Origin of the sequence: Spirillospora sp. NPDC048824, from assembly GCF_043198455.1 — a bacterium.
Classification (GTDB): domain Bacteria; phylum Actinomycetota; class Actinomycetes; order Streptosporangiales; family Streptosporangiaceae; genus Spirillospora.
This window is the reverse complement of the sequence record NZ_JBICUS010000004.1, coordinates 1-21,696: the sequence shown is the minus strand read 5'-3', so window position 1 is coordinate 21,696 and position 21,696 is coordinate 1. Positions and strand designations below refer to the sequence as shown.

22 protein-coding genes and 1 pseudogene are annotated in these 21,696 nt (G+C 71.7%); 11 read left to right on the top strand and 12 right to left on the bottom strand.

What is annotated here, in order from left to right; translation table 11 throughout:
- Positions 1-57 precede the first annotated feature (57 nt).
- The 5 genes from ACGFIS_RS09110 to ACGFIS_RS09090 all read right to left on the bottom strand — a co-directional run bounded on the left by ACGFIS_RS09110 (position 58) and on the right by ACGFIS_RS09090 (position 5,752).
- Positions 58-1,977 carry a serine/threonine-protein kinase gene (locus ACGFIS_RS09110; protein WP_392901514.1) on the bottom strand — a complete coding sequence of 640 codons (1,920 nt, stop codon included), beginning with the start codon at positions 1,975-1,977 and terminating at the stop codon, positions 58-60.
- Positions 1,978-2,029: 52 nt separating this feature from the next.
- On the bottom strand, positions 2,030-2,851 hold the full coding sequence (locus tag ACGFIS_RS09105; RefSeq protein WP_392901512.1) for a serine/threonine-protein kinase: 822 nt from the start codon (positions 2,849-2,851) through the stop codon (positions 2,030-2,032).
- A 41-nt stretch (positions 2,852-2,892) separates the two neighbouring features.
- Positions 2,893-3,843: an acyl-ACP desaturase gene (locus ACGFIS_RS09100; protein ID WP_392901510.1), complete on the bottom strand. Its 951-nt coding sequence runs from the start codon at positions 3,841-3,843 to the stop codon at positions 2,893-2,895.
- A 220-nt stretch (positions 3,844-4,063) separates the two neighbouring features.
- Entirely contained in the window at positions 4,064-4,843 is a 780-nt protein-coding gene (locus ACGFIS_RS09095; RefSeq protein ID WP_392901508.1) for an SDR family NAD(P)-dependent oxidoreductase, read from the bottom strand.
- A 126-nt stretch (positions 4,844-4,969) separates the two neighbouring features.
- The gene (locus ACGFIS_RS09090) at positions 4,970-5,752 is read right to left on the bottom strand and encodes an enoyl-CoA hydratase/isomerase family protein (protein WP_392901506.1); all 783 of its coding nucleotides are present in this window, start codon (positions 5,750-5,752) and stop codon (positions 4,970-4,972) included.
- 133 nt (positions 5,753-5,885) lie between these two features.
- Between ACGFIS_RS09090 and ACGFIS_RS09085 the strand changes: the two genes are divergently transcribed.
- The 3 genes from ACGFIS_RS09085 (at position 5,886) to ACGFIS_RS09075 (ending at position 10,872) form a co-directional block, all read left to right on the top strand.
- On the top strand, positions 5,886-8,900 hold the full coding sequence (locus ACGFIS_RS09085) for a DEAD/DEAH box helicase (protein ID WP_392901504.1): 3,015 nt from the start codon (positions 5,886-5,888) through the stop codon (positions 8,898-8,900).
- The gene (locus ACGFIS_RS09080) at positions 8,900-9,688 is read left to right on the top strand and encodes an SWIM zinc finger family protein (protein ID WP_392901502.1); all 789 of its coding nucleotides are present in this window, start codon (positions 8,900-8,902) and stop codon (positions 9,686-9,688) included. The genes ACGFIS_RS09085 and ACGFIS_RS09080 overlap by 1 nt, the downstream gene beginning before the upstream one ends.
- A 191-nt stretch (positions 9,689-9,879) precedes the next feature.
- Positions 9,880-10,872: a Fic family protein gene (locus ACGFIS_RS09075; protein WP_392901501.1), complete on the top strand. Its 993-nt coding sequence runs from the start codon at positions 9,880-9,882 to the stop codon at positions 10,870-10,872.
- Positions 10,873-11,310: 438 nt separating this feature from the next.
- Here ACGFIS_RS09075 and ACGFIS_RS09070 read toward each other — a convergent pair whose 3' ends face one another.
- The 4 genes and pseudogenes from ACGFIS_RS09070 to ACGFIS_RS09055 form a co-directional block, all read right to left on the bottom strand.
- Positions 11,311-11,412, bottom strand: coding sequence for a DUF397 domain-containing protein (locus tag ACGFIS_RS09070; RefSeq protein WP_392901499.1), 102 nt, complete (start codon positions 11,410-11,412; stop codon positions 11,311-11,313).
- 14 nt (positions 11,413-11,426) lie between these two features.
- Positions 11,427-11,573 carry a DUF397 domain-containing protein gene (locus ACGFIS_RS09065; protein WP_392902832.1) on the bottom strand — a complete coding sequence of 49 codons (147 nt, stop codon included), beginning with the start codon at positions 11,571-11,573 and terminating at the stop codon, positions 11,427-11,429.
- A gap of 35 nt (positions 11,574-11,608) precedes the next feature.
- Positions 11,609-11,830 carry a DUF397 domain-containing protein gene (locus tag ACGFIS_RS09060; RefSeq protein ID WP_392902829.1) on the bottom strand — a complete coding sequence of 74 codons (222 nt, stop codon included), beginning with the start codon at positions 11,828-11,830 and terminating at the stop codon, positions 11,609-11,611.
- Positions 11,760-12,131: pseudogene (locus ACGFIS_RS09055) on the bottom strand (DUF5753 domain-containing protein); the annotation flags it as partial. The gene ACGFIS_RS09060 and the pseudogene ACGFIS_RS09055, both read right to left, overlap by 71 nt.
- 125 nt (positions 12,132-12,256) lie before the next feature.
- Here ACGFIS_RS09055 and ACGFIS_RS09050 point away from each other — a divergent pair.
- The 3 genes from ACGFIS_RS09050 to ACGFIS_RS09040 are packed head-to-tail and all read left to right on the top strand — an operon-like array spanning position 12,257 to position 13,406.
- Positions 12,257-12,610, top strand: a complete 354-nt coding sequence (locus ACGFIS_RS09050; RefSeq protein ID WP_392901497.1) for a hypothetical protein — start codon at positions 12,257-12,259, stop codon at positions 12,608-12,610.
- A complete protein-coding gene (locus ACGFIS_RS09045) occupies positions 12,607-13,029 on the top strand; it encodes an ATP-binding protein (protein ID WP_392970142.1) in 423 nt (140 codons plus the stop codon). The genes ACGFIS_RS09050 and ACGFIS_RS09045 overlap by 4 nt, the downstream gene beginning before the upstream one ends.
- Positions 13,030-13,076: 47 nt before the next feature.
- On the top strand, positions 13,077-13,406 hold the full coding sequence (locus ACGFIS_RS09040; protein ID WP_392970139.1) for a hypothetical protein: 330 nt from the start codon (positions 13,077-13,079) through the stop codon (positions 13,404-13,406).
- 165 nt (positions 13,407-13,571) lie between these two features.
- Here the strand turns inward: ACGFIS_RS09040 and ACGFIS_RS09035 are convergent, their stop codons facing one another.
- On the bottom strand, positions 13,572-14,444 hold the full coding sequence (locus ACGFIS_RS09035; protein WP_392970136.1) for an alpha/beta fold hydrolase: 873 nt from the start codon (positions 14,442-14,444) through the stop codon (positions 13,572-13,574).
- Positions 14,445-14,518: 74 nt separating this feature from the next.
- Positions 14,519-15,694: a sensor histidine kinase gene (locus tag ACGFIS_RS09030; RefSeq protein ID WP_392970133.1), complete on the bottom strand. Its 1,176-nt coding sequence runs from the start codon at positions 15,692-15,694 to the stop codon at positions 14,519-14,521.
- A 151-nt stretch (positions 15,695-15,845) separates the two neighbouring features.
- Here ACGFIS_RS09030 and ACGFIS_RS09025 point away from each other — a divergent pair, with 151 nt between their 5' ends.
- Genes ACGFIS_RS09025 through ACGFIS_RS09010 form a run of 4 tightly spaced genes read left to right on the top strand, consistent with a single transcriptional unit; the run spans position 15,846 to position 18,492 of the window.
- Entirely contained in the window at positions 15,846-16,742 is an 897-nt protein-coding gene (locus tag ACGFIS_RS09025) for an ABC transporter ATP-binding protein (RefSeq protein WP_392970130.1), read from the top strand.
- Entirely contained in the window at positions 16,739-17,593 is an 855-nt protein-coding gene (locus ACGFIS_RS09020; RefSeq protein ID WP_392901483.1) for an ABC transporter permease, read from the top strand. The genes ACGFIS_RS09025 and ACGFIS_RS09020 overlap by 4 nt, the downstream gene beginning before the upstream one ends.
- 25 nt (positions 17,594-17,618) lie before the next feature.
- Positions 17,619-17,891, top strand: a complete 273-nt coding sequence (locus ACGFIS_RS09015; RefSeq protein WP_392901481.1) for a helix-turn-helix transcriptional regulator — start codon at positions 17,619-17,621, stop codon at positions 17,889-17,891.
- 28 nt (positions 17,892-17,919) lie between these two features.
- The gene (locus tag ACGFIS_RS09010) at positions 17,920-18,492 is read left to right on the top strand and encodes a hypothetical protein (protein WP_392901479.1); all 573 of its coding nucleotides are present in this window, start codon (positions 17,920-17,922) and stop codon (positions 18,490-18,492) included.
- Here ACGFIS_RS09010 and glgP read toward each other — a convergent pair.
- Positions 18,489-21,125, bottom strand: a complete 2,637-nt coding sequence (glgP, locus tag ACGFIS_RS09005) for an alpha-glucan family phosphorylase (protein WP_392901477.1) — start codon at positions 21,123-21,125, stop codon at positions 18,489-18,491. The genes ACGFIS_RS09010 and glgP overlap by 4 nt on opposite strands.
- Before the next feature lie 272 nt (positions 21,126-21,397).
- On the opposite strand from glgP, the gene ACGFIS_RS09000 reads away from it, so the two are divergent.
- Positions 21,398-21,696, top strand: a 299-nt coding sequence (locus tag ACGFIS_RS09000) for a maltotransferase domain-containing protein (protein WP_392970127.1), incomplete at its 3' end; no start/stop codon positions are given.

The window sequence follows — 21,696 nt, the reverse complement described above, 5'->3', positions numbered from 1 at the left end:
GGTCGCCACCCTACCGACCGGGGATGTCCCGCCGGGCCGATCCGGACGAAGGGGTCGCTACATGCCGGGAATGCCGGAGACGAGTTCGCGGACGTCGGCGCGCAGGCCCTCCAGGTCCTGGCTCATCCCGTCCAGCGGGGTGGTGTCGGGCGGCCCCTCCTGGGACATCACGACCAGCACCGCCGCGAAGACGCCCAGGATGAGGGCACCGGCGAGCGCGGCCTCGGCGCGCGGCAGCAGCGCGCCCCAGATCCGGGCCAGCTGCCGCCGCGGCGCGCCGCTGCCCGGCGCGAGGCACAGCAGCCCGATCACCGCCATGGCGGAGTAGGCGATGGCCTTCGATGCGGTCATGTCGGACTTGGCGAAGATCAGCACGCCGAGCAGGATCATCCCCGCCATGACGCTGAGCGACGTCCACAGGACCGTGGACATCACCGCGCCCGGCAGGTGCAGTGGCGTCCGGAACGCCGCCGCGACCGCGTCGCCCGTGCGTGGGCCCCGCCGCGTCTGGCGTCCCTCCATGCCCTTGGCGGCCTTGTCCGCCATCCGCAGGACGAGCACGCCGCCGATGGTGACGAAGAGCGCGAGCAGCGGCACGATGTTGGCGAACCCGAGCAGCGCCACCAGGACGATGAAGCTGAGCACCCGGTACCAGCCGTAGGGCTTGCGGCGGTCCTTGTCCCCGCGTGTCTCCGGTCCGCGCGCCGCGTCCGCGCGCCGCTGCGCGTCCTGTGCCCGCTGGTCGTACGGCCCGGGCTGGGCCGGCCCCGGCCCGCGCTGAAGCGCCCCCTGGTTCGGCGGCGGCTGGTTCGGCGGCGGCCCGTACTGCGGCGGGTATCCGCCCTGGGCGTAGGGGGCCGGCGGCGCGTAGCCGCGTCCTTGGAACTGCTCCCCCGCCTTGTAGGGCGCGGGGCCCGGCGGCGGGACGGGCGGGGGCGCCGCCGGCGGCAGCTGCCCCACGAAGTCGCTGGGCTGCGCCGGGGCCGGGGCGGGCGTCGGCGCCGGGATCGCGCTCCCGCCCGGGGTGGTGGGAAGCGCCGGGGTGTCCTGGGGCGGCGGTGCGGCCACCGGCATGGAGAACATCCGGGAGTGGTCGGGCGCGGGCTCCTCCACCGGCTGCGACATGCCGGGCGAGTAGTGCTGGTCGACCCGGGTCTGGTCGGTGATGGTGGCTTCGATGTGGATGCGCCGGGTGAGCTGCACCAGATTGACCGCGGTGGGACGCTCGGCCGGGTTCCGCGCCATCGCCGACCGCAGCACGGGCAGCATCGCGTCGGGCACGCCGCCCAGGTCAGGCGTGCCCTGCATGATCTTGTAGAAGATCGACTCGAAGGTGCCGGAGCCGAACGGCGGGCGTCCCGTCGCGGCGTAGGCGACCGTGCCGGCCCAGGCGTGCACGTCCGACGGCGGGCCCGCGTCCTCACCCTCGATGATCTCCGGGGCCAGATAGCCGGGGGTACCGATCACCATGCCGGTCGCGGTCAGCCGCGTCGCGTCCGCGCCCTGCGCGATACCGAAGTCGATCACGACGGGCTCGCTGTCCACGAGCATCACGTTGCCGGGCTTCATGTCCCGGTGCACGATCCCGGCGCCGTGGATCGCCGACAGCGCCGACGCCAGCCCCACCCCGAGCCGCTGCAGAGCGGGCCCGTAGATCGGCCCGGACTCCTCGACGATCTCTTCCAGTGTCTGGCCGGGCACGTACTGGGTCACGATGTAGGGCTGCTCGGCCGTCACGTCGGCGTCGAGGATCTCGGCGACGTGCGGGCTGTGCACCCGGCGCATCGAGTCGACCTCGCGGGCCAGCCGGCGACGCGCGGTGGCGTCCCCCGCGACCGCGGGCCGCAGCACCTTGATGGCGACGTTGCGCCCTTCGGAGTCGGCGCCGAGGTAGACGACGCCCATACCCCCTTCGCCGAGGGTCTGAAGCACGCTGTAGTGGCCGATTCGGTCCCCGGACGTGACGGCTCCCTTCATCGTTTCCGAAACCCTACCCTCGCCGATCCGGCCGGGAAGATCCAATCGCGCATCAGGCGGCCACCACGCCGTCGCCCTTGACGGCCGCGCCGCCGTCCGCGAGCGCCCCGGCGAACCAGCGCGCGGGCGGGCGCCTTGACGGGTCGCGCCGGAACGCCGCCCGCAGCAGCCCGGCCAGCCGCTCCGGGGCGCCGTCGAGGTCGGCCTGGCCGCGCAGGATCCGGAAGCACACGCCGTGCAGCGAGCCCCGCCCGAACGGCGGCCGGCCCGTCGCCGCGTACGCGACCGTCGCCGCCCACGAGAACACGTCCGACGCCGCGGTGGCGCGCTCCCCCTCGATCAGCTCCGGCGCCAGGTAGGCGGGCGTCCCCACGACCATCCCGCGCTTGGTGATCTGCTCGGCGCCGGACTCGTGCGCGATCCCGAAGTCGATCAGCGTCGGCCGGTCGCCCATCACGATCACGTTGCCGGGCGCGACGTCGCGATGCAGCACGCCCGCGTCGTGGACGTCCCCCAGCGCGAGCGCCAGCCGCCGCGCGAACCGGACGAGCCGGTCGTGCCGCAGCGGCCCGTACGCCCCGACCAGATCGCCCAGCGGGCAGCCGGGCACGTACTCCATGGCCACGTGCGGCCGTTCCGCCGCGACCTGGCCGCCGAGGAGCCGCGCCACGTACGCGCTGCGGACCCGCGCCTGCGCCGACATCTCCCGTGCCAGCCGGCTGACCGCCTCCGGCTCCCCCACCAGCTCCGGGCTCAGCTCCTTCACCGCGACCTCCCGGCCGCGGTGATCCATCGCCAGGTACACCACCGCGGTGCTGCCCCGGCCGATCTCGTCCAGCAACCGATACCCGCCCAGTCGCCGATATGTCCCCATATCTCCTTTGACGCCAGGAAACGGGCTCCCGTTCCCGGGAGTCAGCCGTTGCGGGCGGCCTGGCGGGCGCGGCGCTCCTCGCGGCGGGTCTCGAACTTGGTGGCGGACGCGTCGAGCTGCTCCAGGAACTCGCCGAGCTCCTCGCGGGCCTTCTCCCCGTCGCCGGACAGGTCGGTGCGGTCGAACACGTTCCACTTGCGCAGCACCGGGATGAGCACGTCGTCGTGGTGGAGCCGCATGTCGTAGATGCCGGCGTTGGCGATGACGACGGACTTGCGGAGGAAGCCGTCGATGCTGTGCCCGGGCATGTGGAACGTCGTCACGACGTCGGTGATCGCCCGCATCGTCTCGTTCGGGGCGGCCTCCATCGCGGCGCCCATCAGGTTCCGGTAGAAGATCATGTGGAGATTCTCGTCGGCGGCGATGCGGGTCATCATCTGCTCGCAGACGGGGTCGCCGGACGCCTTGCCGGTGTTGCGGTGCGAGACGCGGGTCGCGAGCTCCTGGAACGACACGTACGCCGTCCCGTGCAGGAACGAGTCGCCGTGGTCGGCCTCGTAGCCGGCCTCCATGTGGTGCATGCGGGCGCGCTCCAGCGCGACCGGGTCGACCGCGCGAGTCACGGTGAGGTAGTCGCGCAGGGCGATGCCGTGCCGGTTCTCCTCGGCCGTCCACCGGTTGACCCAGGTGCCCCAGGCGCCCTCGCGGCCGTACACGGTGGCGATGGCGCGGTGGTAGCCGGGCAGGTTGTCCTCGGTGAGCAGGTTGACGATGAGCGACTCGCGCGCCTCCACGCTCAGCTTCGACTGCTCCAGCGACCACGGCTCGCCGTCCAGCGGGCCGTCGAAGTCGCGGCCCTCGCTCCAGGGGACGTACTGGTGCGGGAACCATTCCTTGGCCATCGACAGGTGCCGGTTGAGCTCCGTCTCGACCACCGGCTCGAGGTCGATCAGCATGCCGGTCTGGAACTTTTCTTCGGGGGTCACGGACATGTGGTTCCTTCGCTGGACGAGTGGTCTTGCCGGACGGTGCCGCCGCGCCCGCGGCGATCAGAGGGCCGCCCAGCAGGCCGTACACAACCTACTCAAGCGTAGGTTCGATCGTCGCCACTCGGCACGAGGTGCGTCAAGTCAGCGCCGTGACAATCAACCCGCGGCGAGTTTTGTAGATCCCGAGCAAAAGCAGCGTGACAACGCTCACCCGGTGCCGGCGTCACCGTGTGTCGGCGGCCTGCTGCCACATGCGGTTGACGGCGGCCCTGAGCAGCGGTCTCGGGACCAGCTTCAACGCGGGGAACGCCGCCTTGTACTGCATCCCGGGGATGCACAGCGCACGTCCGGCCGACACCGCGTCCAGCCCGGCGCCCGCCACGTCGTCGCGCCGCAGCCACAGCAGGTTGGACGGGCCGTGCGCGCCGGACTGCTCGTCGGTGCGGGTGAACCCGGGGCACAACGCCGTCACGTGGACGCCCTTGCCGGCGACCTCCGCGTGCAGGCTCTCGGAGAACGCCGCCACGTACGCCTTGGTCGCCCCGTACGTCGCGCTGCCGGGCGAGGGGGCGAAGCCCGCCATCGACGCGACGTTCAGCACCCCGCCCCGGCCGCGTTCGACCATCCCCGGCACGGCGGCGTGGGTCAGCCGCACGAGCGCGGTCACATTGAGCTCGATCTGCGCGAGATGGTCGTCCAGCGGCAGTTCGGCGAACGCTCCGAAAGCGCCGTACCCGGCGTTGTTGACCAGCAACTCGACCGGGTCGGCGCGCAGCCGCCCCTCGACCTCGGCGCGCTGCCCCGGGTCGGTGAGGTCGGCCGCCACCACCTCCACGGCGACCCGGTACCGCTCGACGAGCTCGCGGGCCAGCCCGTCCAGCAGCTCGGCCCGGCGCGCCACGATCACCAGATCGGTGCCGCGGCCGGCCAGGAGGCGGGCGAAGCTCTCGCCGATGCCGCTGGACGCGCCCGTCACGAGCGCGGTTCGGTACGCGTGTCGCATGGCGGGAGATGCTATCGGCCGATCCCCACAACCCCGGGCAGCACACCCAAAAACACACGTAACGTTTCAGCCCCCAAGTTTCCGGCATCCCGCGGACGTCATCCCGTGACGCGCGGGAGCGGGCCGTCAGCGGCCCGTGAACTTCGCCTTGCCGGGGCCTTCCTCCATGAAGCTCTTCATGCCGGCGGCCTGGTCCTCGGTGGCGAACAGCGCGGCGAACTGGGTGCGCTCGATCTCCAGGCCCGTGTCGAGGTCGACCTCCAGGCCCGCGTTGATGGCCTGCTTGGCGGCGCGCAGCGCGATCGCGGGGCCGCCGACGAAGCTCGCCGCCCATTCCCTCGCGGCCGTGTAGACGTCGGCGTCCGGGACGACCCGGTCGACGAGCCCCAGGGCGAGGGCCTCGGCGGCCGCGACGTGCCGTCCGGAGAAGATCAGGTCCTTGGCCTTGGACGGGCCGACCAGCCGCGACAGCCGCTGCGTGCCGCCCGCGCCGGGGATGATGCCGAGCTGGATCTCCGGCTGCCCCACCTTCGCGCCCTCGCCCGCGACCCGGAAGTCGGCGGTCAGCGCCACTTCGAGGCCGCCGCCGAGGGCGTACCCGGTGATCGCGGCGATGACCGGCTTCGGGATCCCGGCGAGCGCCTTCGCGAAGTCCTGCAGCAGCCGCGAGTGGCCCGCCGACATCTGCGCGTACGACATCGGGGCCATCTCCTTGATGTCCGCGCCGGCCGCGAACACCTTCTCCCCGCCGTACAGGACGACGGCGCCGACCGCCTCGTCCTGCGTGACCTCCCGGGCCGCGTCGATCAGCTCCCGCTGCATCTGGGCGTTCAGGGCGTTCATCTTCGGACGGTCCAGCCTGATCGTCGCGATCCCGTCCTCGACCTCGACCCGTACGAACTCGCCCACGGCGACCCTCCATGAAACTCGGCGGCGGAACGTTTCGAGCCTAGCCAGGGGCCGGGCCGGTGTGACGGGCGGCGTCCCGAGTCACGGCTGTCATACGCCGGGACGTCGGAGGCGGCTGGTAGCTTCGTTGACCATGCTCGTCGCCCACGCCACCTGGCATGGCGGTGCGCTCTGCCTCTGGGCCGAACGCACCGGCCCGCACGAGCCTTCACCGGACGTCCACCCCTTCGCGACCTGCGACTTCACCGGCACGTCCTACGAGCCGCTCGTCCGCACCGCGTTCCGCGTCGAGCTGGCGCTGTCGCTGCCGACGCTCGGCGACCATCCGCTGCCGTCGGCGGAACTGGGCCCCGAGCCGGTGCGGGACGAGCCCGAACTGCGTCCGTGGCGGGTCCCGGCGCTCGTCCTGGAGCCGTTCCCCGCGATGGCGCTGCTCCAGGCCGCCGAGCACAGCGCCGACGTGATCCCCGGCACCGACCTGCGCTTCCTGTGCGTGATCGCCGACGAGGCCGTCCATCTCACCGGGCGCGGCCAGGTGCTGCCCGCCCTGCTGCGCGAGGACGGCGAGCTCGTGGCCCGCTGGCGTCCGGTGATCGACGACCCGGCCCGGTTCCGCGCGCTGGCCCGCGCCATGCCCGCCGCGTGCCGGGCCGCCGATGGCGGGCGTCCCGCCGGCGCGGTGCTGCGCGAGGCGCTGTCCGGCCTGGTCGACACCGCCGTCCGCGGCGTGGTGCCGCATCCGCTGCTGGTGTCCCGCCGCAAGGTCCCGGACCGGCTGCCGCTGGCCGAACGCTGGGTGGCGGCGCTGACGGGGCCGTCGCCGCAGGTCGCCCGCGAGCCGCGCGACGACCCCGCCGACCTGATCGCCGAGCTGGACGCGTGGGCCGCCGCCGCGCGCCGCCCGTCCGGCCCGCTGCGCGTCTGCTTCCGCCTCGCCGAGCCGGGCGCGGAGCAGTGGGACGTGGAGGACGAGGAACTCGCCGGGGAACCCGAAAACGACGACTCCTGGCGGGTCGAGTTCGCCCTCCAGGGCACCGACGACCCGAGCCTCTACGTGCCCGCCGCGATGGTGTGGGCGGGTGAGGCGACGTCGATCCCGGACGCCGAGGAGACGCTCCTCGCCGGCCTCGGCCGCGCGCTGCGCCTGTTCCCCGACATCGCGCCGGCCCTGGACGGCCCGGCACCCGGCGAGCTGATCCTCGACACCGCCGGTGCGTTCCGTTTCCTCCGCCAGGCGGCCCCGATGCTGGCCGCCGCGGGCTTCGGCGTCCTGCTCCCCCAGTGGGCGGGCAAGGCCAAGCTCGGCATGAAGCTGACGACCCGCAGCGAAGACCCCGAGGCGTCGTCCGGTTCGGCCATGGCCTCGGGCTTCGACATGAAGGCCATGGTCGACTTCCGCTGGGACCTCGCCATCGGCGACGACAGCATCGACGAGGCCGAGCTGGAGGAGCTGGCCCGCCTGAAGACGCCGCTCGTCCGGCTGCGCGGCCAGTGGGTCGAGCTGGACGAACGGCAGCTCGAAGCGGCCCTCGACTTCCTCCGCCACCCCCGCCGCGGCCGGATGAGCGCCGCAGAGGCGATCCGCGCGGTCATCCACGCCGACGAGGACGCCCTTCCCCTCACCGGGGTGGACGCGGGCGGCGCCCTCGGCGACCTCCTCTCCGGCGAGGCCGACCGCCGCCTCACCCCGATGCACACGCCCGACGAACTGGACGCCGAACTGCGGCCCTACCAGGAACGCGGCCTCGCCTGGCTGACCTTCATGAACGATTTGGGGCTAGGTGCCCTACTTGCGGACGATATGGGATTGGGGAAAACGATCTCCGTTTTGTCCCTACTTGTCCATGAAAGAGAGAAAGGCCCCCACCCTGACCCGACGCTGGCGATCCTGCCGATGTCGCTGGTGGGGAACTGGCAGCGGGAGGCGGCGCGGTTCACCCCCAAGCTGCGCGTCTACGTCCATCATGGGACGGGACGGCACCGCGGCGACGACCTCGCCCAGGCGGTCGCGGGCGCCGATCTGGTGCTGACGACCTACGGGACGGCGGCACGGGACGCGGAGACGCTCACGGAGTTCGAGTGGGGACGGATCGTCTGCGACGAGGCGCAGGCGCTCAAGAACAGCGGGACGCGGCAGGCCAGGGCGGTGCGGAGCATCCCGGCGCGGACCCGGATCGCGCTCACCGGCACCCCGGTGGAGAACCACCTCACCGAACTTTGGTCGATCATGGAGTTCGCCAACCCGGGCCTGCTCGGGCCGCGCAGCGCGTTCCGGCAGCGCTTTGCCATCCCGATCGAGCGCGAGGGCGACGAGCAGGCGGCCATCGCGTTGAAGCGGGCGACGCAGCCGTTCATCCTCCGCCGCCTCAAGACCGACAAGTCGATCATCTCGGATCTGCCGGAGAAGCAGGAGATCAAGGTCTACTGCAACCTCACCACCGAGCAGGCGTCGCTCTACCAGGCGACCGTGGACGACATGCTCCAGCAGATCGCCGAGGCGGAGGAGGCGAAGCGGCGCGGGCTCGTCCTGGCGACGATGGCCAAGCTGAAGCAGGTCTGCAACCATCCGGCGCAGCTGCTCAAGGACGGCTCCCGGCTCCCCGGCCGCTCCGGCAAGCTCGAACGCCTCGAAGAGATCTGCGCCGAAGTCCTGGAACAGGGTGAGAAGGCCCTCGTCTTCACCCAGTACGCCGCGTTCGGCTCCATGCTCCAGCCCTACCTGGCCGCACGCCTGGAGCGGCCCGTGCTGTGGCTGCACGGCGGGACGTCCAAGCAGGGCCGGGACGACCTCGTCCAGCGGTTCCAGGAGGACGACGAGCCCGCGATCTTCCTGCTGTCCCTCAAGGCGGCCGGGACGGGACTGACGCTGACCGCCGCCAACCACGTCGTGCACGTCGACCGCTGGTGGAACCCGGCCGTCGAGGACCAGGCCACCGACCGCGCGTTCCGCATCGGGCAGACCCGCAACGTCCAGGTCCGCAAGTTCATCTGCGTCGGGACGATGGAGGAGCGCGTCGACGAGATGATCGAGCGCAAGAAGGCCCTCGCCGAGTCGATCGTCGGCACCGGCGAAGACTGGCTCACCGAGCTGTCGGTCGCCGAACTGCGCGACGTCCTGCGCCTGTCCCCCGAGGCGGTGAGCGACTGATGAGCGACGGCATCAAGGCCCGCACCAAACGAGGTTCGATCGGCGCCCAGTGGTGGTCGCGCCGCTTCATCGACCTCCTCGAATCGTTCGCCGACAAGGGCCGCCTGTCACGCGGCCGCACGTACGCGCGCAAGGGCATGGTGTTCGACCTGAAGGTCGCGCCGCACGAGGTGACCGCGAAAGTGCACGGTTCGGCACCGGACCCGTACGAGGTGGCGCTCGGCATCGACGCGATCGACGTGGGCGACTGGCGGGCGGTGGAGAAGGAGCTGGCGTCCCGCGCGGTGTTCCGCGCCCGCCTGCTCGCCGGTGAGATGCCGCCGGAGATCGAGTGGGTGTTCGCCGAGCTGGGCTTGTCGCTGTTCCCGGCGTCGGCGTCCGACCTCCACCTGATGTGCGACTGCCCCGACTGGGGCGACCCGTGCAAGCACGCCGCGGCCGTCCTGTACCTGCTGGCCGAAGCGTTCGACGACGACCCGTTCCTCATCCTCCAGTGGAACGGACGCGGCAAAGACCAACTCCTGGCGGCCCTGCGGCGCGGCACCGAGACCGAGCCCGACCCCCTGGCCATGGAGGATGAGCCGCTGACGGCCTCCGGGTTCTGGACGCCCCCCTCGGGCATGGCCCATCTCCGCGACCGCCCGTCCACACCCCCCGTCCCACCCGGCTTCGTCCTCCAGATGGCCACTCCCCCACCCATCAAGATCCGCCGCCGCCCCCTCACCGACGTGCTGACCCCCGCCTACGAGGCCCTCAGCACCCAGGACACTAACGACCCATCCGGCTGACGGCCTGCGCGGCAAGGTAGGCGGAGTGCAGAGCAAGATGCGTCGTAAACCTGCTGGCCGGGCCAGCTACTTGATAAGTTCAATTAGCTTCTTGGGCGGGTTATCAACTTGTCAAGGCCGTCCCTGTCCGGTGGACGTCCATTGAGATGCGGAGGTGTCCCGTGAGCCGGGGACGACCGAGCAGGGCAGTCGTGTATCAGCGGCTGGACAAGGCTCTGGCCGAGCTGAACCAGAGATACGGCGGTCTGCCCGATCCCCGCGAGGCACGGGCGATCTGGGATGACATCTGGCATCTGGAGGCACACCACTCGACCGCCCTGGAAGGGAACACGCTGGTGCTGCGCGAGGTCCAACTACTGTTGGATCAAGGCCGGGCCGTCGGCGCAAAATCTTTGAAGGAGTACAACGAGGTTCGTGGATATGCCGATGCCGCACGGTGGGTCTACCGGCAGGCGCTCGAACCCGGAGACTGGCACGACGGACGGCTCCTGACGGTCGGGGAAGTGCGTCAGATCCATCACATGGCCATGACGCCCGTTTGGGACGTCGCACCGCATCCAGATGCCACCCAGCGTGAGTCGCCAGGGAACTTTCGAGAGCACGACATACAGCCGTTCTCCGCCGGAATGGTGCCGCCGGCTTGGCCTCTCGTCCCGGCTCGCTTGGAGGAGTGGATCGGGCAAGTCTGCCTGCTGGGCAAGGGTGCCGGTGAAGACGGCGATGGCCAGCCGCTTCCGGAGTTCCTCGCACGGTTGCACAACACCTTCGAGCAGGTGCACCCGTTCATTGACGGCAACGGCCGAACCGGCCGACTGGTCCTCAACCTGATCTTGGTACGCCTGGGATACCCGCCCGTGATCATCTTTAAGAAGCAGCGAGATGCCTACCTGATGGCCATGCAGCGGGCGGACGCCGGTGACCCTGGGTCGTTGGGTGAGCTGATCGCACGGGCGATGCATGACAACTTGAACCGGTTCATCGTGCCGAACGTGGCAGGACCGGCCCGAATGGTTCCCCTTGCAGCGCTCGTCGATGAGGAGTTCTCGCTCCCTGCCCTCCGGCAGGCGGCACAGCGCGGGCGGTTGGAGGCGTTTCAGGGATCCGATGGGATATGGCGCAGTTCCCGCAAAGCGGTGGACGCGTACCGGGAATCAAGACACCAGCGGAGGCCCAGGCAGGAGTGAACGACGAGGATCGTCGGCGGCGGCGCGTTTCGGATGACACGAGGTGATCGGCGAGTACGACGCTTCGCTGGCGGTCGGGCTCAAGGTTCCCCGGTGCAAGCTCGTCGTCAAGCACCACCAGGAGGAGGGTGCCTACACGGTCTGGCTGATCGACCCGTGGTCAGGTTCATGGGCCGGCAGCCTCGCGCACGAGCCGGACGCCGAGGCGTTCGAGATCCGCCAGCACGGGGGGCCGGAGCCTGTGGGACGAGGTGGAGGCCGCCGCCTACCACTGGTGGGATGGTCTCGGCCAACCCGCCGCCGACCGCTGGGGCATCACCGTGGCACCCGATGGCCAGCAACTCTGGCTCGACGGCGGAGAGGACGGGTAATGAACACGAGGCCCGGGGTCGCCTGCGTGTTCAGCGTGGTCGGTTTTGTTCTCATTGCGGTGGCCGACTACCCGTCGTGCCGTCCGGCGCGTACCTGGGCCACGAAGGTGGCCCATGCCTGTGGGCTGAACGCGAGGTGACCGGCGTCCGGGGCCTTGCTGTCGCGCACCCTGATGTTCGTCACTAGGTCGGCGACCTCGACGCAGGCACCGCCCGCACTTTGCTGTGGCTGCTCTTCCGCCACTCCACGCTGTCGGCGACCCGGGCGATCTCCACGCAGTTACCGTTTTGGCCACTTCGCAAACTCTTGCGCCACGTGGTGAGAGTCACGACCAAGCTGTGCACCCCGCACCTCCTTGTTGTGATCAGTGGGCCTGGAGGTCGTATACCCCCGCCTTGACCTTCAGCGCGAAAGCCGCCCACTCGTCCAGACGAAAGGACAGTGCCAGGCCTTCCGGATCCTTGGAATCCCGGATGGCGGTGGTCACGAGTCGGCGACCAGGGGCGACGTAAGCTGTAGAGCGAAAACGAGCCGACCATGGCCGGGTGTTCTCCTGCAGAGAAGGGAAGGACCTGGACGACCACATTGAGTCTGTCCCGTTCCTCGGTCAGATGCCGCAACTGGGCCGCCATGATCGCCGAACTGCCGACCACCTGCCGGACCGCTCCTTCGTTGATCACGACCCAGAGTTGCGGGGAGTCCTTCTCCTCAAAGAGCGCCTGGCGAGCAAGCCGTACCTCCACGCGCTGGTCGATGATCTCTTGGGAGTCGCTCGGACGTGCGGCGCGAATCACCGCGCGTGCGTAGTCCGGCGTCTGCAGCAGTCCGGGAACGAGCGCCTGATGGTAGGTCTGGATCAGCGAGGCTTCGGTTTCGATGCCGATCATGGTCCGCGTCTCGGTGGGCAGAGTGGGGCCGTAGGACTCCCACCACCCTCGTTCCCTCGCCCTGCGAGCGATGTCGAGCAGGCGGTTCACCTGTCGGAGATCGTCCACGCCGTAGAGATCGGGCGGTGCTGCAATCACCGAGCCCGGGGCCTGAGCCCGGCTGGAAGGAGTCGGACCTGTGGGCAATCTACCGAAGCCCCCGCCGCCTGGCGGGACGGGACGTGACGCGGGAGCGGCTCCGGCTGCTCGTTCAGCTGATGTGGGCCTTGCATGAGATGGGGCGCGGCTCGGTGCTGTACATGGACGCGAAAGCCGAGCCGGTGTTGTCGGTTCCGGTGGTGGCGCGGCGGCGGGCGATGGCGGTGCTCGTCGTCCAGGAGCGGGGCGGCGGGTGGTCCTACCTATGGGACGCGGCCCACACGATGCCGGTCGGTTCGGTGCTCGTCGCGGCGCGCCAGATCGCGGGGGTCGCGCGATGATCGTCTGGGGCGAGGTGCACACCGAGCGGATGACCTCGCGCGGGGTGCTGGACGTGCGGGAGGTCCGGGCGCGGGTGCGGCGGACGCTGGTGGGCGCATTGGCCGGGGACCTGGACGGGTTCGACCTGGAAGACGTCGACCTGATGGTCTGCGAGATCGTCACCAACGCGATCCGGCACAGCGGCAGCGGCAGGCCGGGCGGCGGGGTGTGGGTGACCGTTCTCGTCTCGCGGGAGCGGCTTCGGGTGGAGGTCCAGGACGACGGAGGCTCGGGTGGGCGGCCGGTGATCCCGGCGCAGGGCGCAGGCTGGAGCGAGTCGGGTCGGGGCCTGATGGTGGTGAACGGGCTGGCGGAGCGGTGGGGCACGCTGCCGGGGCCGGACGGCCGGTTCACGGTCTGGTTCGAGGCGACCCGGTGAAGAGGCGGCGCGCTTGGGCGGCGGGGCGGCGGGGCGTGGTTCTGGCGGTGTTGCGGAGGCTGGGGCCTGGTGGGGCGCGTACGGCCGGGGAAGGGGCCGTCCCGGAGGTCGTGTTCCTGTTCGCGGCCCTGGGGCCGGAGGCACGGCAGGCGTTGGAGACGCTGCCGGAGGAGGCGCGGGTGTGGCGGACGCTGGCGCGGATGGAGGAGGCGCGGGTACGGGTCCGGTCCCGGGAAGGGCACATCTGGGACTCGGGGGTGTGCGCCGGGCGGGCCCAGGCATACTGGACGGCGGCGGCCCAGTTGGAAGATCTCCTGATGGAATCGCTTGGGCTGTGGGAACAGTATGAGCGGCAGGCCGGCGACGGCATCAGGTGACCGGCCCACCCACCGATCGGAATCCGCCGCCGCTTCGTCCCGGACGTCCTGGCCCCGGCCCGCGACGCCCTCAGCGCGCGACACCGGCGACCGCCCGGACTGATGGCCGCTGTTCGCCCGAGTCGGTGGCTTGAGGCCGGAAAGGTGGGCTGAGCCGGCCGGCGGTCAGGCGGCGCCGTCAAGGACTTCGCGTAGTTTGCGGGCGAAGGCGGCGGGCTGTCCGGCCTGGCCGAACTCGCCTCCCAGGAAGCCGCCGTGGTGGCTCGGGAACACCGTCGCCCGCTGGCCGAGCAGTTCGGCCGTTGCCGCCGCGGTGCGGGCGGTGAACGTGCCCTGGGACTCCTCGCCCACTGCGATCACGATCCGCGTGGGCGCCGCGGTGAGCGCGTCGGTGTCGGGCCGGAGACTGCTGACCGCCCAGGACCGGTCGGAGAGCAGCGGGTCGTCGCGGGAGCCGTCGTCCTCGGCCGGCATCCCGAACGTGGCGGGGTCCGGTGCGGGCTGGGCGAAGTAGTCGTCGGTGAACTCGCCCTGCCACGACGTCATCGCGATGAACGCCGCCATGCCGGCGCCCCAGCCCTTCTTCTCGTACACGTCCCGGACACCGGCCCGGGCGCGCTCGGCGGCCTCGGCGTCGGGGAGCACCGGAATGAGCGGGGGCTCGTGCGCCACCAGGGTGGTGACGTCGCCGGGGTACGCCGCCACGAGGGCGAGCGCGGTCACCGCGCCGCCGCTGCTCGCGAACATCTCGACCGGGCCCGCGCCGAGCGCCTCGATGACGGCGTGCACGTCGGCGGCCTGGGGGCCGGGTGCGTGGTCGTCCCGGCCGTCCTTGCGGGTGCTGCGGCCGAGGCCGCGCGGGTCGTAGGTGATCACGGTGCGGTCCGCGAAGTGCGACACCAGCGTGCGGAAGCCGGTGGCGTCCATGGGCTGGCCGATCATGACCAGTGGCGGGCGCCCGCCGGCGGCCGGCAGCGGGCCGTCCACGTCGTAGGCGATGTCGGCATCGGGCGTCTGGAGCGTCTGCGCAGTCGTCATGGTGATGTCGACCACGTTCGCGTCGAGAACTCATCGGTCCCCGCGTTTCGTTTCCGAGCGGTGGCCGGGCGGGATCAGAGCGGGAGGCGGGCGTGGACGGTGAAGCCGCCGTCCGGGCCGGGGCCGGCCTCCAGGGTGCCGCCGAGGGATCGGGCGCGGTCGCGCATTCCGCGGATGCCGCTGCCGTCCTCGGACAGTGTGCCCGGCCTCGGCTTTCCGTCATCCTCCACGCCGACCGTCACGTGGGCGCCGGCGTAGCCGATGCGGACCACGGCGGCGGACGCGTTGGAGTGGCGGGTCACGTTGGTGAGGGCCTCTTGGACGATGCGGTACGCGGCGAGGTCGGTCTCGGCGGGCAGGGGGCGCGGCTCGCCCTCGATCTCCGTCCGGACGGTGAGGCCGGCGGCGGCGATGCCGGCGGTCAGCTCGTCCAGCCGGGCCAGGCCGGGGGGCGGCGTGACGGGGGCGGCCTCGTCGACCTGCCGCAGGACGCCGAGGGTGGCGCGCATCTCGCGGAGGGTGTCCTTGCTGGCCTGCTTGATGGCGGTGAGGGCGTCCTCGGCGCGTTCCGGCTCGCGGCGCAGGCCGTGCAGCGCCGCCGTGGCCTGCACGTTGATCAGCGAGATGTTGTGGCCGAGGACGTCGTGCAGTTCGCGGGCGATGCGGAGCCGCTCCTCGATGGCGCGGCGCCGCGCCTCCAGGTCGCGGCCGCGTTCGGCGACGCGGGCGCGTTCCTCGGCCTCCCGCAGGTAGGCGCGCCGGTTGCGGACGACGCCGCCGATCGCGATGACCGCGACGAACCACCCGACGAGCAGGAAACCGGCCGCGTCCTCGATGTGGCTGGCGTCGCCGCGGTTGCCGTACGCGGTCGCCGCCAGCGCGAGGCCCGCCAGGACGGAGGCCGCCACCAGGTACCCTTCCGCCGCCGCCGTGTACAGGGCGATGGCGAACGTGACGATGAGCAGGCCGTCGGGCTCGGTCAGCGGGTAGTAGAGGCCGGTCGCGACGAGCGTGACGGCCGCCACGGCGACGGGGTGGCGGCGGCGGAAGTACAGCGCCGAGCACGCGATGACCAGCATCGCCCAGCCCGCCGCGGGCATGAGGGCGCGGTCGTCCTTCTCCTCCGCCAGGACGCTGAGGGTCGACAGGAGCATGCACCCCAGGACCATGAGCACGTCGGCGTAGCGGCCGCGCGGCGGCCACCGGAGGGCCCGCGCGACACCGCCGTCCCGCAGACCCGGTGTTGGCACCCGTCCATCCTGCCAGGGCGGGGACGGGGTCAGGCGCGGCACCGGCCGGCTTGCGAGTCTGCGATGAAATGTAGTACTACTGCTATCAATAGGTGTAGGAATATAGCAGGTGAGCGAAGTCTCCATATCGGAGGTAGCAGGGGGTGTATGCATGGGTGAGCCGGTGATCCGGACGCGGGATCTGCGGATGCGCTACGGCCGCGCCGAGGCGCTGCGCGGCGTCGATCTCGACGTCGGGGCGGGCGAGGTGGTGGCGCTGCTCGGCCCGAACGGCGCGGGCAAGACGACCACGATCGAGATCCTCGAAGGATTCCGGCGCCGCTCCGCCGGGGAGGTCACGGTGTTCGGCACCGACCCCGGCAAGGGCGGCGACGCCTGGCGGGCCCGTCTCGGCATCGTCCTGCAGAACTGGCAGGACCATCCGCGCTGGGGCGTCCGGCAGCTGCTCACTCACATCGCCGGCTTCTACGGCCGGCCGCGCGACCCGGACGACCTGCTGGAGGTCATGGGGCTCACCGGGCAGGCCGGGCAGGCGGTGTCGCGGCTGTCGGGCGGCCAGCGCCGCAGGCTGGACGTCGCGCTCGGCATCGTGGGCCGCCCCGAGCTGCTGTTCCTGGACGAGCCGACCAGCGGCTTCGACCCGCAGGCCCGCCGGGAGTTCCACGAGCTGGTCGAACGCCTGGCGCGGGACGAGGGCATGACGGTGCTGCTGACGACGCACGATCTGGCCGAGGCCGAACGGCTGGCCGACCGCATCGCGATCCTGGTGGGCGGCGCCGTGACCGTCTGCGGGACCCCGTCCGGGCTGGCATCGGTCGTGCGGGCCGCGTCGGAGGTGAGCTGGGTCGAGGGCGGCGCGCCGCGTACCGAGCGCACGTCCGACCCGTCCCGGTTGGCCTTCGAGCTGCACCGGCGGTTCGGCGGGCCGGTCCCGGGCCTGGAGGTCCGGCGGCCGTCACTGGAGCAGAGCTACCTCGACCTGGTCGCGGGCGCGGCCGGGCCGATCACCGATTCCGCCCAGGACTTCGAGGACAGGGGGGCGGCATGAACACGCACACGTTGAAGATCGGAATCCGCAGGGGATGGGCGGAGCACGTGCACTTCCTGCGCAGCCGCAAAGAGCTGGTCTCCGGACTGATCGGCACCGTGGGGATCTACGTGCTGCTGGTCCGCTGGCAGGGCGACACGCCCGTGGAGGGCACGGGGCAGTCCCAGGCGGTCCTGATGACGGCCGGATTCGTCGCGTTCTCCTTGTTCTCGGCGGCGCTGATGAATTTGCCGATGGGGATCTCGGCGGACCGGGAGGAGGGCACGCTGCTGCGGCTGCGGACGGTGCCCGGCGGTCCCTCCGCCTACCTGGCCGGGCGCGCGGTCTCGGTGCTGCTGCAGATCGCCGTTCACGTGCTGCTCATGCTGGTCGCGGGCGCGGCGTTCGCCGGGCTCGGCCTGCCGTCGTCGCCCGGCGACTGGCTGACCCTGGGCTGGGTGCTGGCGCTCGGCACGCTGTCGGTCGTCCCGATCGGCGCGGCGATCGGGGCCCTGCTGCCCGGGCCGCGCAACGCCGCGAGCATCCTGTCGCTGCCGCTGATGGCGCTCATGCTCATCTCCGGAGTGATGTACCCGGTGACGCGGCTACCGGAGGGCGTCCAGTGGGTCGCGCAGGTGTTCCCGCTGTACTGGCAGGGCCTCGGCCTCCGGTCGGTGTTCCTGCCCGACTCGATGGCGGTCGCCGAGATCGGCGGGAGCTGGCGCCTGCCGGAGACCGCCGCCGTGCTCGGCGCCTGGGCCGTGGCGGGGGTACTGACCGCGCCGTGGCTGCTGCTGCGGGCGACCCGGCGCGAGTCCGGCGCGCGGCTGGCCGAACGCCAGGAGCGCCGGGCCGCCCAGGGCGCGTTCTGACCGCCGGCTGCGGGAGACTGGGCCGGTGGCGGCGGAACGCAGGGCGGACGGCAAGTCGGACGGCAGGGCCGACAAGGAGAACGTCCACAACCGGATCGCGGTGCTGAGGGCCGAGCGCGGCGTCTCGCGCCGCGAGCTGGCGACGGCGCTGGGTGTCCACTACCAGACGATCGGGTACCTGGAACGCGGCGAGTACAGCCCGAGCCTGCATCTCGCGCTGCGCATCGCCGGGTTCTTCGAGGTGCCGGTCGAGGTCGTGTTCTCGCTGACGCCGTTCCCCCGGCTGGGGAGCACATGATGAGGAAGCCAAAACGGGAGGCGCGCCGATGAGAACGCCCTGGACGCGTGCCCAGAAGGACGCCATCGAGAGGGACCCGCTGCCCTCCTGGCACGCGACGCGGCGCCGCCGGCGCGTGCTCGTCGGAGCGGGCGCGGCGGCCACCGCCATGGTGTGGGCCGGGACGGTCGTCTCGTGGAACCTCGCCCCGAGCGACACCGCGATGTACTGGACGATCGGCCTGCTCATCCTGGCGGTGCTGATCGCGGTGCCGGTGATCAGCGTGCTGAACATCGCCACCCGGGGGACGGTGTCGCTGTCGGAGCGGCAGCTCGACGAGCGCCAGGTGGCCGAGCGGCTCCGCGCCTACACGGTCGCGCACCAGGTCATGCTGGTGCTGCTGGTCGTGGTCGTCGCGGTGGTCTTCAGCGTCCCCGGCGACCGCGGCACGTTCATCCCGATGGCGGCGATCGTCACGGGGATCATCTCGCTGTTCCTCACGCACCTGCTGATGCCGGTGCTCGTCGCCGGGTGGCGGCAGCCCGACCCGCCGCCCGACGACGACGAAGACGAAGAGGACACCGGTGAGGAGGACGCCGGCGAGGAAGGCGAGACGGCTTAGCGCAGGTCGCCGTTCGTCATGCCCTGCGGGGCGGGCGGCAGCGCCACCAGGCCCATCTCCGCCCGTCCCGACAGCAGCGGATGCCTCGGCACCACCCGGACGCTGTACCCGAACGCGCCGCTGCGTCCCAGCGGGACCTCCCCGGCGTACCGGAGCCGTCCGTCCTCCGCCGGGCCGCTCCGGTCCAGTTCCAGATGGGACGGGTCGATCAGCGCGTCGGAGTCGTCCACCCGGCCGTAGACGGCCTCGACGGCGACGTCGCCGGGGTCGAGGCCGCCGAGGTCGACGACGACCCGCACCGACAGCCGCGCGCCGACCTGCGGGCTCTCCTCCCCGTTGGACTCGACGTGCTCGACGGCGACGCGCGGCCACGCGTCCCGGACCCGCCTCTTCCACGCCGCCAGCGTCCGCGCCCCCGCGAACTTGTCGGCGACCATGAAGCGTTCGGACACGGCGGCGGGGACGTAGAGCTCCTCGACGTAGTCGCGCAGCATCCGGGAGGCGAGGACCTTCGGGCCGAGGGTGACGATGGTGTGCTTCACCATCTCCAGCCAGCGGCGCGGCAGCCCGGCCGAGTCCCGGTCGTAGAAGGTGACCGAGACGTGGTCCTCGATCAGCTCGTACAGCGCGGCGGCCTCCAGCTCGTCGCGCCGGTCGGGCGCGGCGAGGCCGTCGGCGGACGGGACCGCCCAGCCGTTCTGGCCGTCGTACCACTCGTCCCACCAGCCGTCGCGGATCGACAGGTTCAGCGCGCCGTTCAGCGCCGCCTTCATCCCGGACGTGCCGCACGCCTCCAGCGGACGCAGCGGGTTGTTCATCCACACGTCGCAGCCCTGCACCATGAGCTGCCCGAGCGCCATGTCGTAGTCGGGCAGGAACACGATCCGGTGCCGGACGTCCTCCTCCCCGGTGAACCGCACGATGTCCTGGATCAGCCGCTTGCCGCCCTCGTCGGCCGGATGCGCCTTCCCCGCGATGACGATCTGCACGGGACGGTCCGGGTCCAGGAGGATCGAGCGGAGCCTGTCCGGGTCGCTCATCATCAGCGTCAGCCGCTTGTAGGACGGGACGCGCCGCGCGAACCCGATCGTCAGGACGTCCGGGTCGAGGGCGTCGTCGATCCAGGAGATCTCGGCCTCGCTCGCCCCGCGCTGCCGCCACGACTCGCGGAGCCTGCGCCGCGCGTCCAGGACGAGCCGCCGCCGCAGCAGGCTCCGCATCCGCCAGATCTCGGCCTCGGAGACACCGCGCACGCCCTCCCAGCCGCGCCCGGACTCCATCAGCGAAGGCAGCTCACGGGCGGCCAGCTCCAGCACCTCGCGGGCCACCCAGGTGCCCGCGTGCACGCCGTTGGTGATCGACCCGACGGGGACCTCGGCGGTGTCGAACCCGCCCCACAGCCCGCCGAACATCTCGCGGCTGACCTGCCCGTGCAGCTCGCTGACGCCGTTGACGCGCTGCGCCAGCCGCATCCCCATCACGGCCATGTTGAACACGGTGCGGTCGCCGCCGGGATAGTCCTCCGCGCCGAGCGCCAGGACCCGGTCGGCGGGGACCTGCTGCGTCTCGTTCACGCCGCCGAAGTACCGGCTGATCAGCTCGCGGGGGAACCGGTCGATGCCGGCCGGGACGGGCGTGTGCGTGGTGAACACCGTGCCCGCCCGGGTCGCCTCCAGCGCCTCGTCGAACGTCAGGCCGGCCTCCGACACCAGCTCGCGGATGCGTTCCAGGCCGAGGAAGCCCGCGTGCCCCTCGTTGGTGTGGAACACCTCGGGCGCCGGATGCCCGGTGATGCGGCAGTACGCGCGGATCGCCCGGACGCCGCCGATGCCGAGCAGCATCTCCTGCAGCAGCCGGTGATCGCCGCCGCCCCCGTACAGCCGGTCGGTGACGTCCCGCGCGGACTGGTCGTTCTCTTCGACGTCGGAGTCGAGGAGCAGCTGCGGGACGCGTCCGACCTGCGCGATCCACACCTGTGCCTGCAGTCCCCGGGACTGTGTCTCACCCCCGTGGCCGCGCCCCGCCGCCCCCGCGGGGAGCCCGATGGCGACGCGGACCGGCGTCCCGTCCCGCTCGCGGAGCAGCGTCAGCGGCAGGCCGTTGGGGTCGATCGCCGGGTAGTGCTCCAGCTGCCAGCCGTCCGGCGACAGCGACTGGGAGAAGTAGCCGTGCCGGTACAGCAGCCCGACCCCGAGGATCGGGACGCCGAGGTCGCTCGCGGTCTTCAGGTGGTCGCCGGCCAGGATGCCGAGGCCGCCGGAGTACTGCGGCAGCGCGGCGGTGATCCCGTACTCGGGTGAGAAGTAGGCGATGCAGTCGGGGGTGTCGGCGTCCGAGCGCGACTGGTACCAGCGCGGCGCCGTCAGGTACTCGCGCAGGTCCTCGGCGGTGTCCTGCAGGCGGCGCAGGAAGGGCCGGTCCTCCGCCAGCCGCTCCAGCCGCTCCGGTGCGACCTCGCCGAGCAGCCTGACCGGGTCGTGGTGGACGGCCTGCCACAGGGCGGGGTCCACGGCGCGGAACAGGTCGAGCGTCTCGTGGTGCCAGGACCAGCGCAGGTTGAGGACGAGCTCCTCAAGCTGCCGGAGCGGCCCGGGAAGGACGGTGCGTACCGTGAAACGTCGGATTGCCTTCACACAACGTCACGCTATGCGCTGTTCGCCGATGGTGCGACAGCCGGGGCGGGGAGCGGCGCGGCCCCGACCGTTCCGAGGGGCGCCCTTGAACTCCGCGATTCGCCAGGTCACAGGGTTTTCCGCGGCGCACGCGCCCGCGATTCGGATCGATGAGCTGCACTCACCCACCGTCGCCGGGACGGCGCGCAAAGTTATCGGAAACTACCGGACGGTAGCCGCCGGATCGCGGGCATGGGACGTTTCGGAAGTCTCGCAGGGGTAGGGGATGGCTCATGCACGTCGAGTTCGGAACGTCCAGCACGACCGGCATTCCGAGGCTCGGCCGCATTCCGATTCTGGACGTGGCGCCGGTGGTGGGGTGCGGCCGGTGGCCGGCCAAGGCGGTGGTGGGTGAGACGGTCGAGGTGTCGGCGACGGTGTTCCGTGAGGGGCACGAGATGCTGGGCGCGGCGGTGGTGCTGCGCACGCCCGGCGGCGAGGAGCTGCCGGGCCGGCGGATGAGCCGGGCCGGTGAGGGGCTGGACCGGTGGTCGGCTCAGGTGACGCCGACCGAGACGGGATCGTGGTCGTT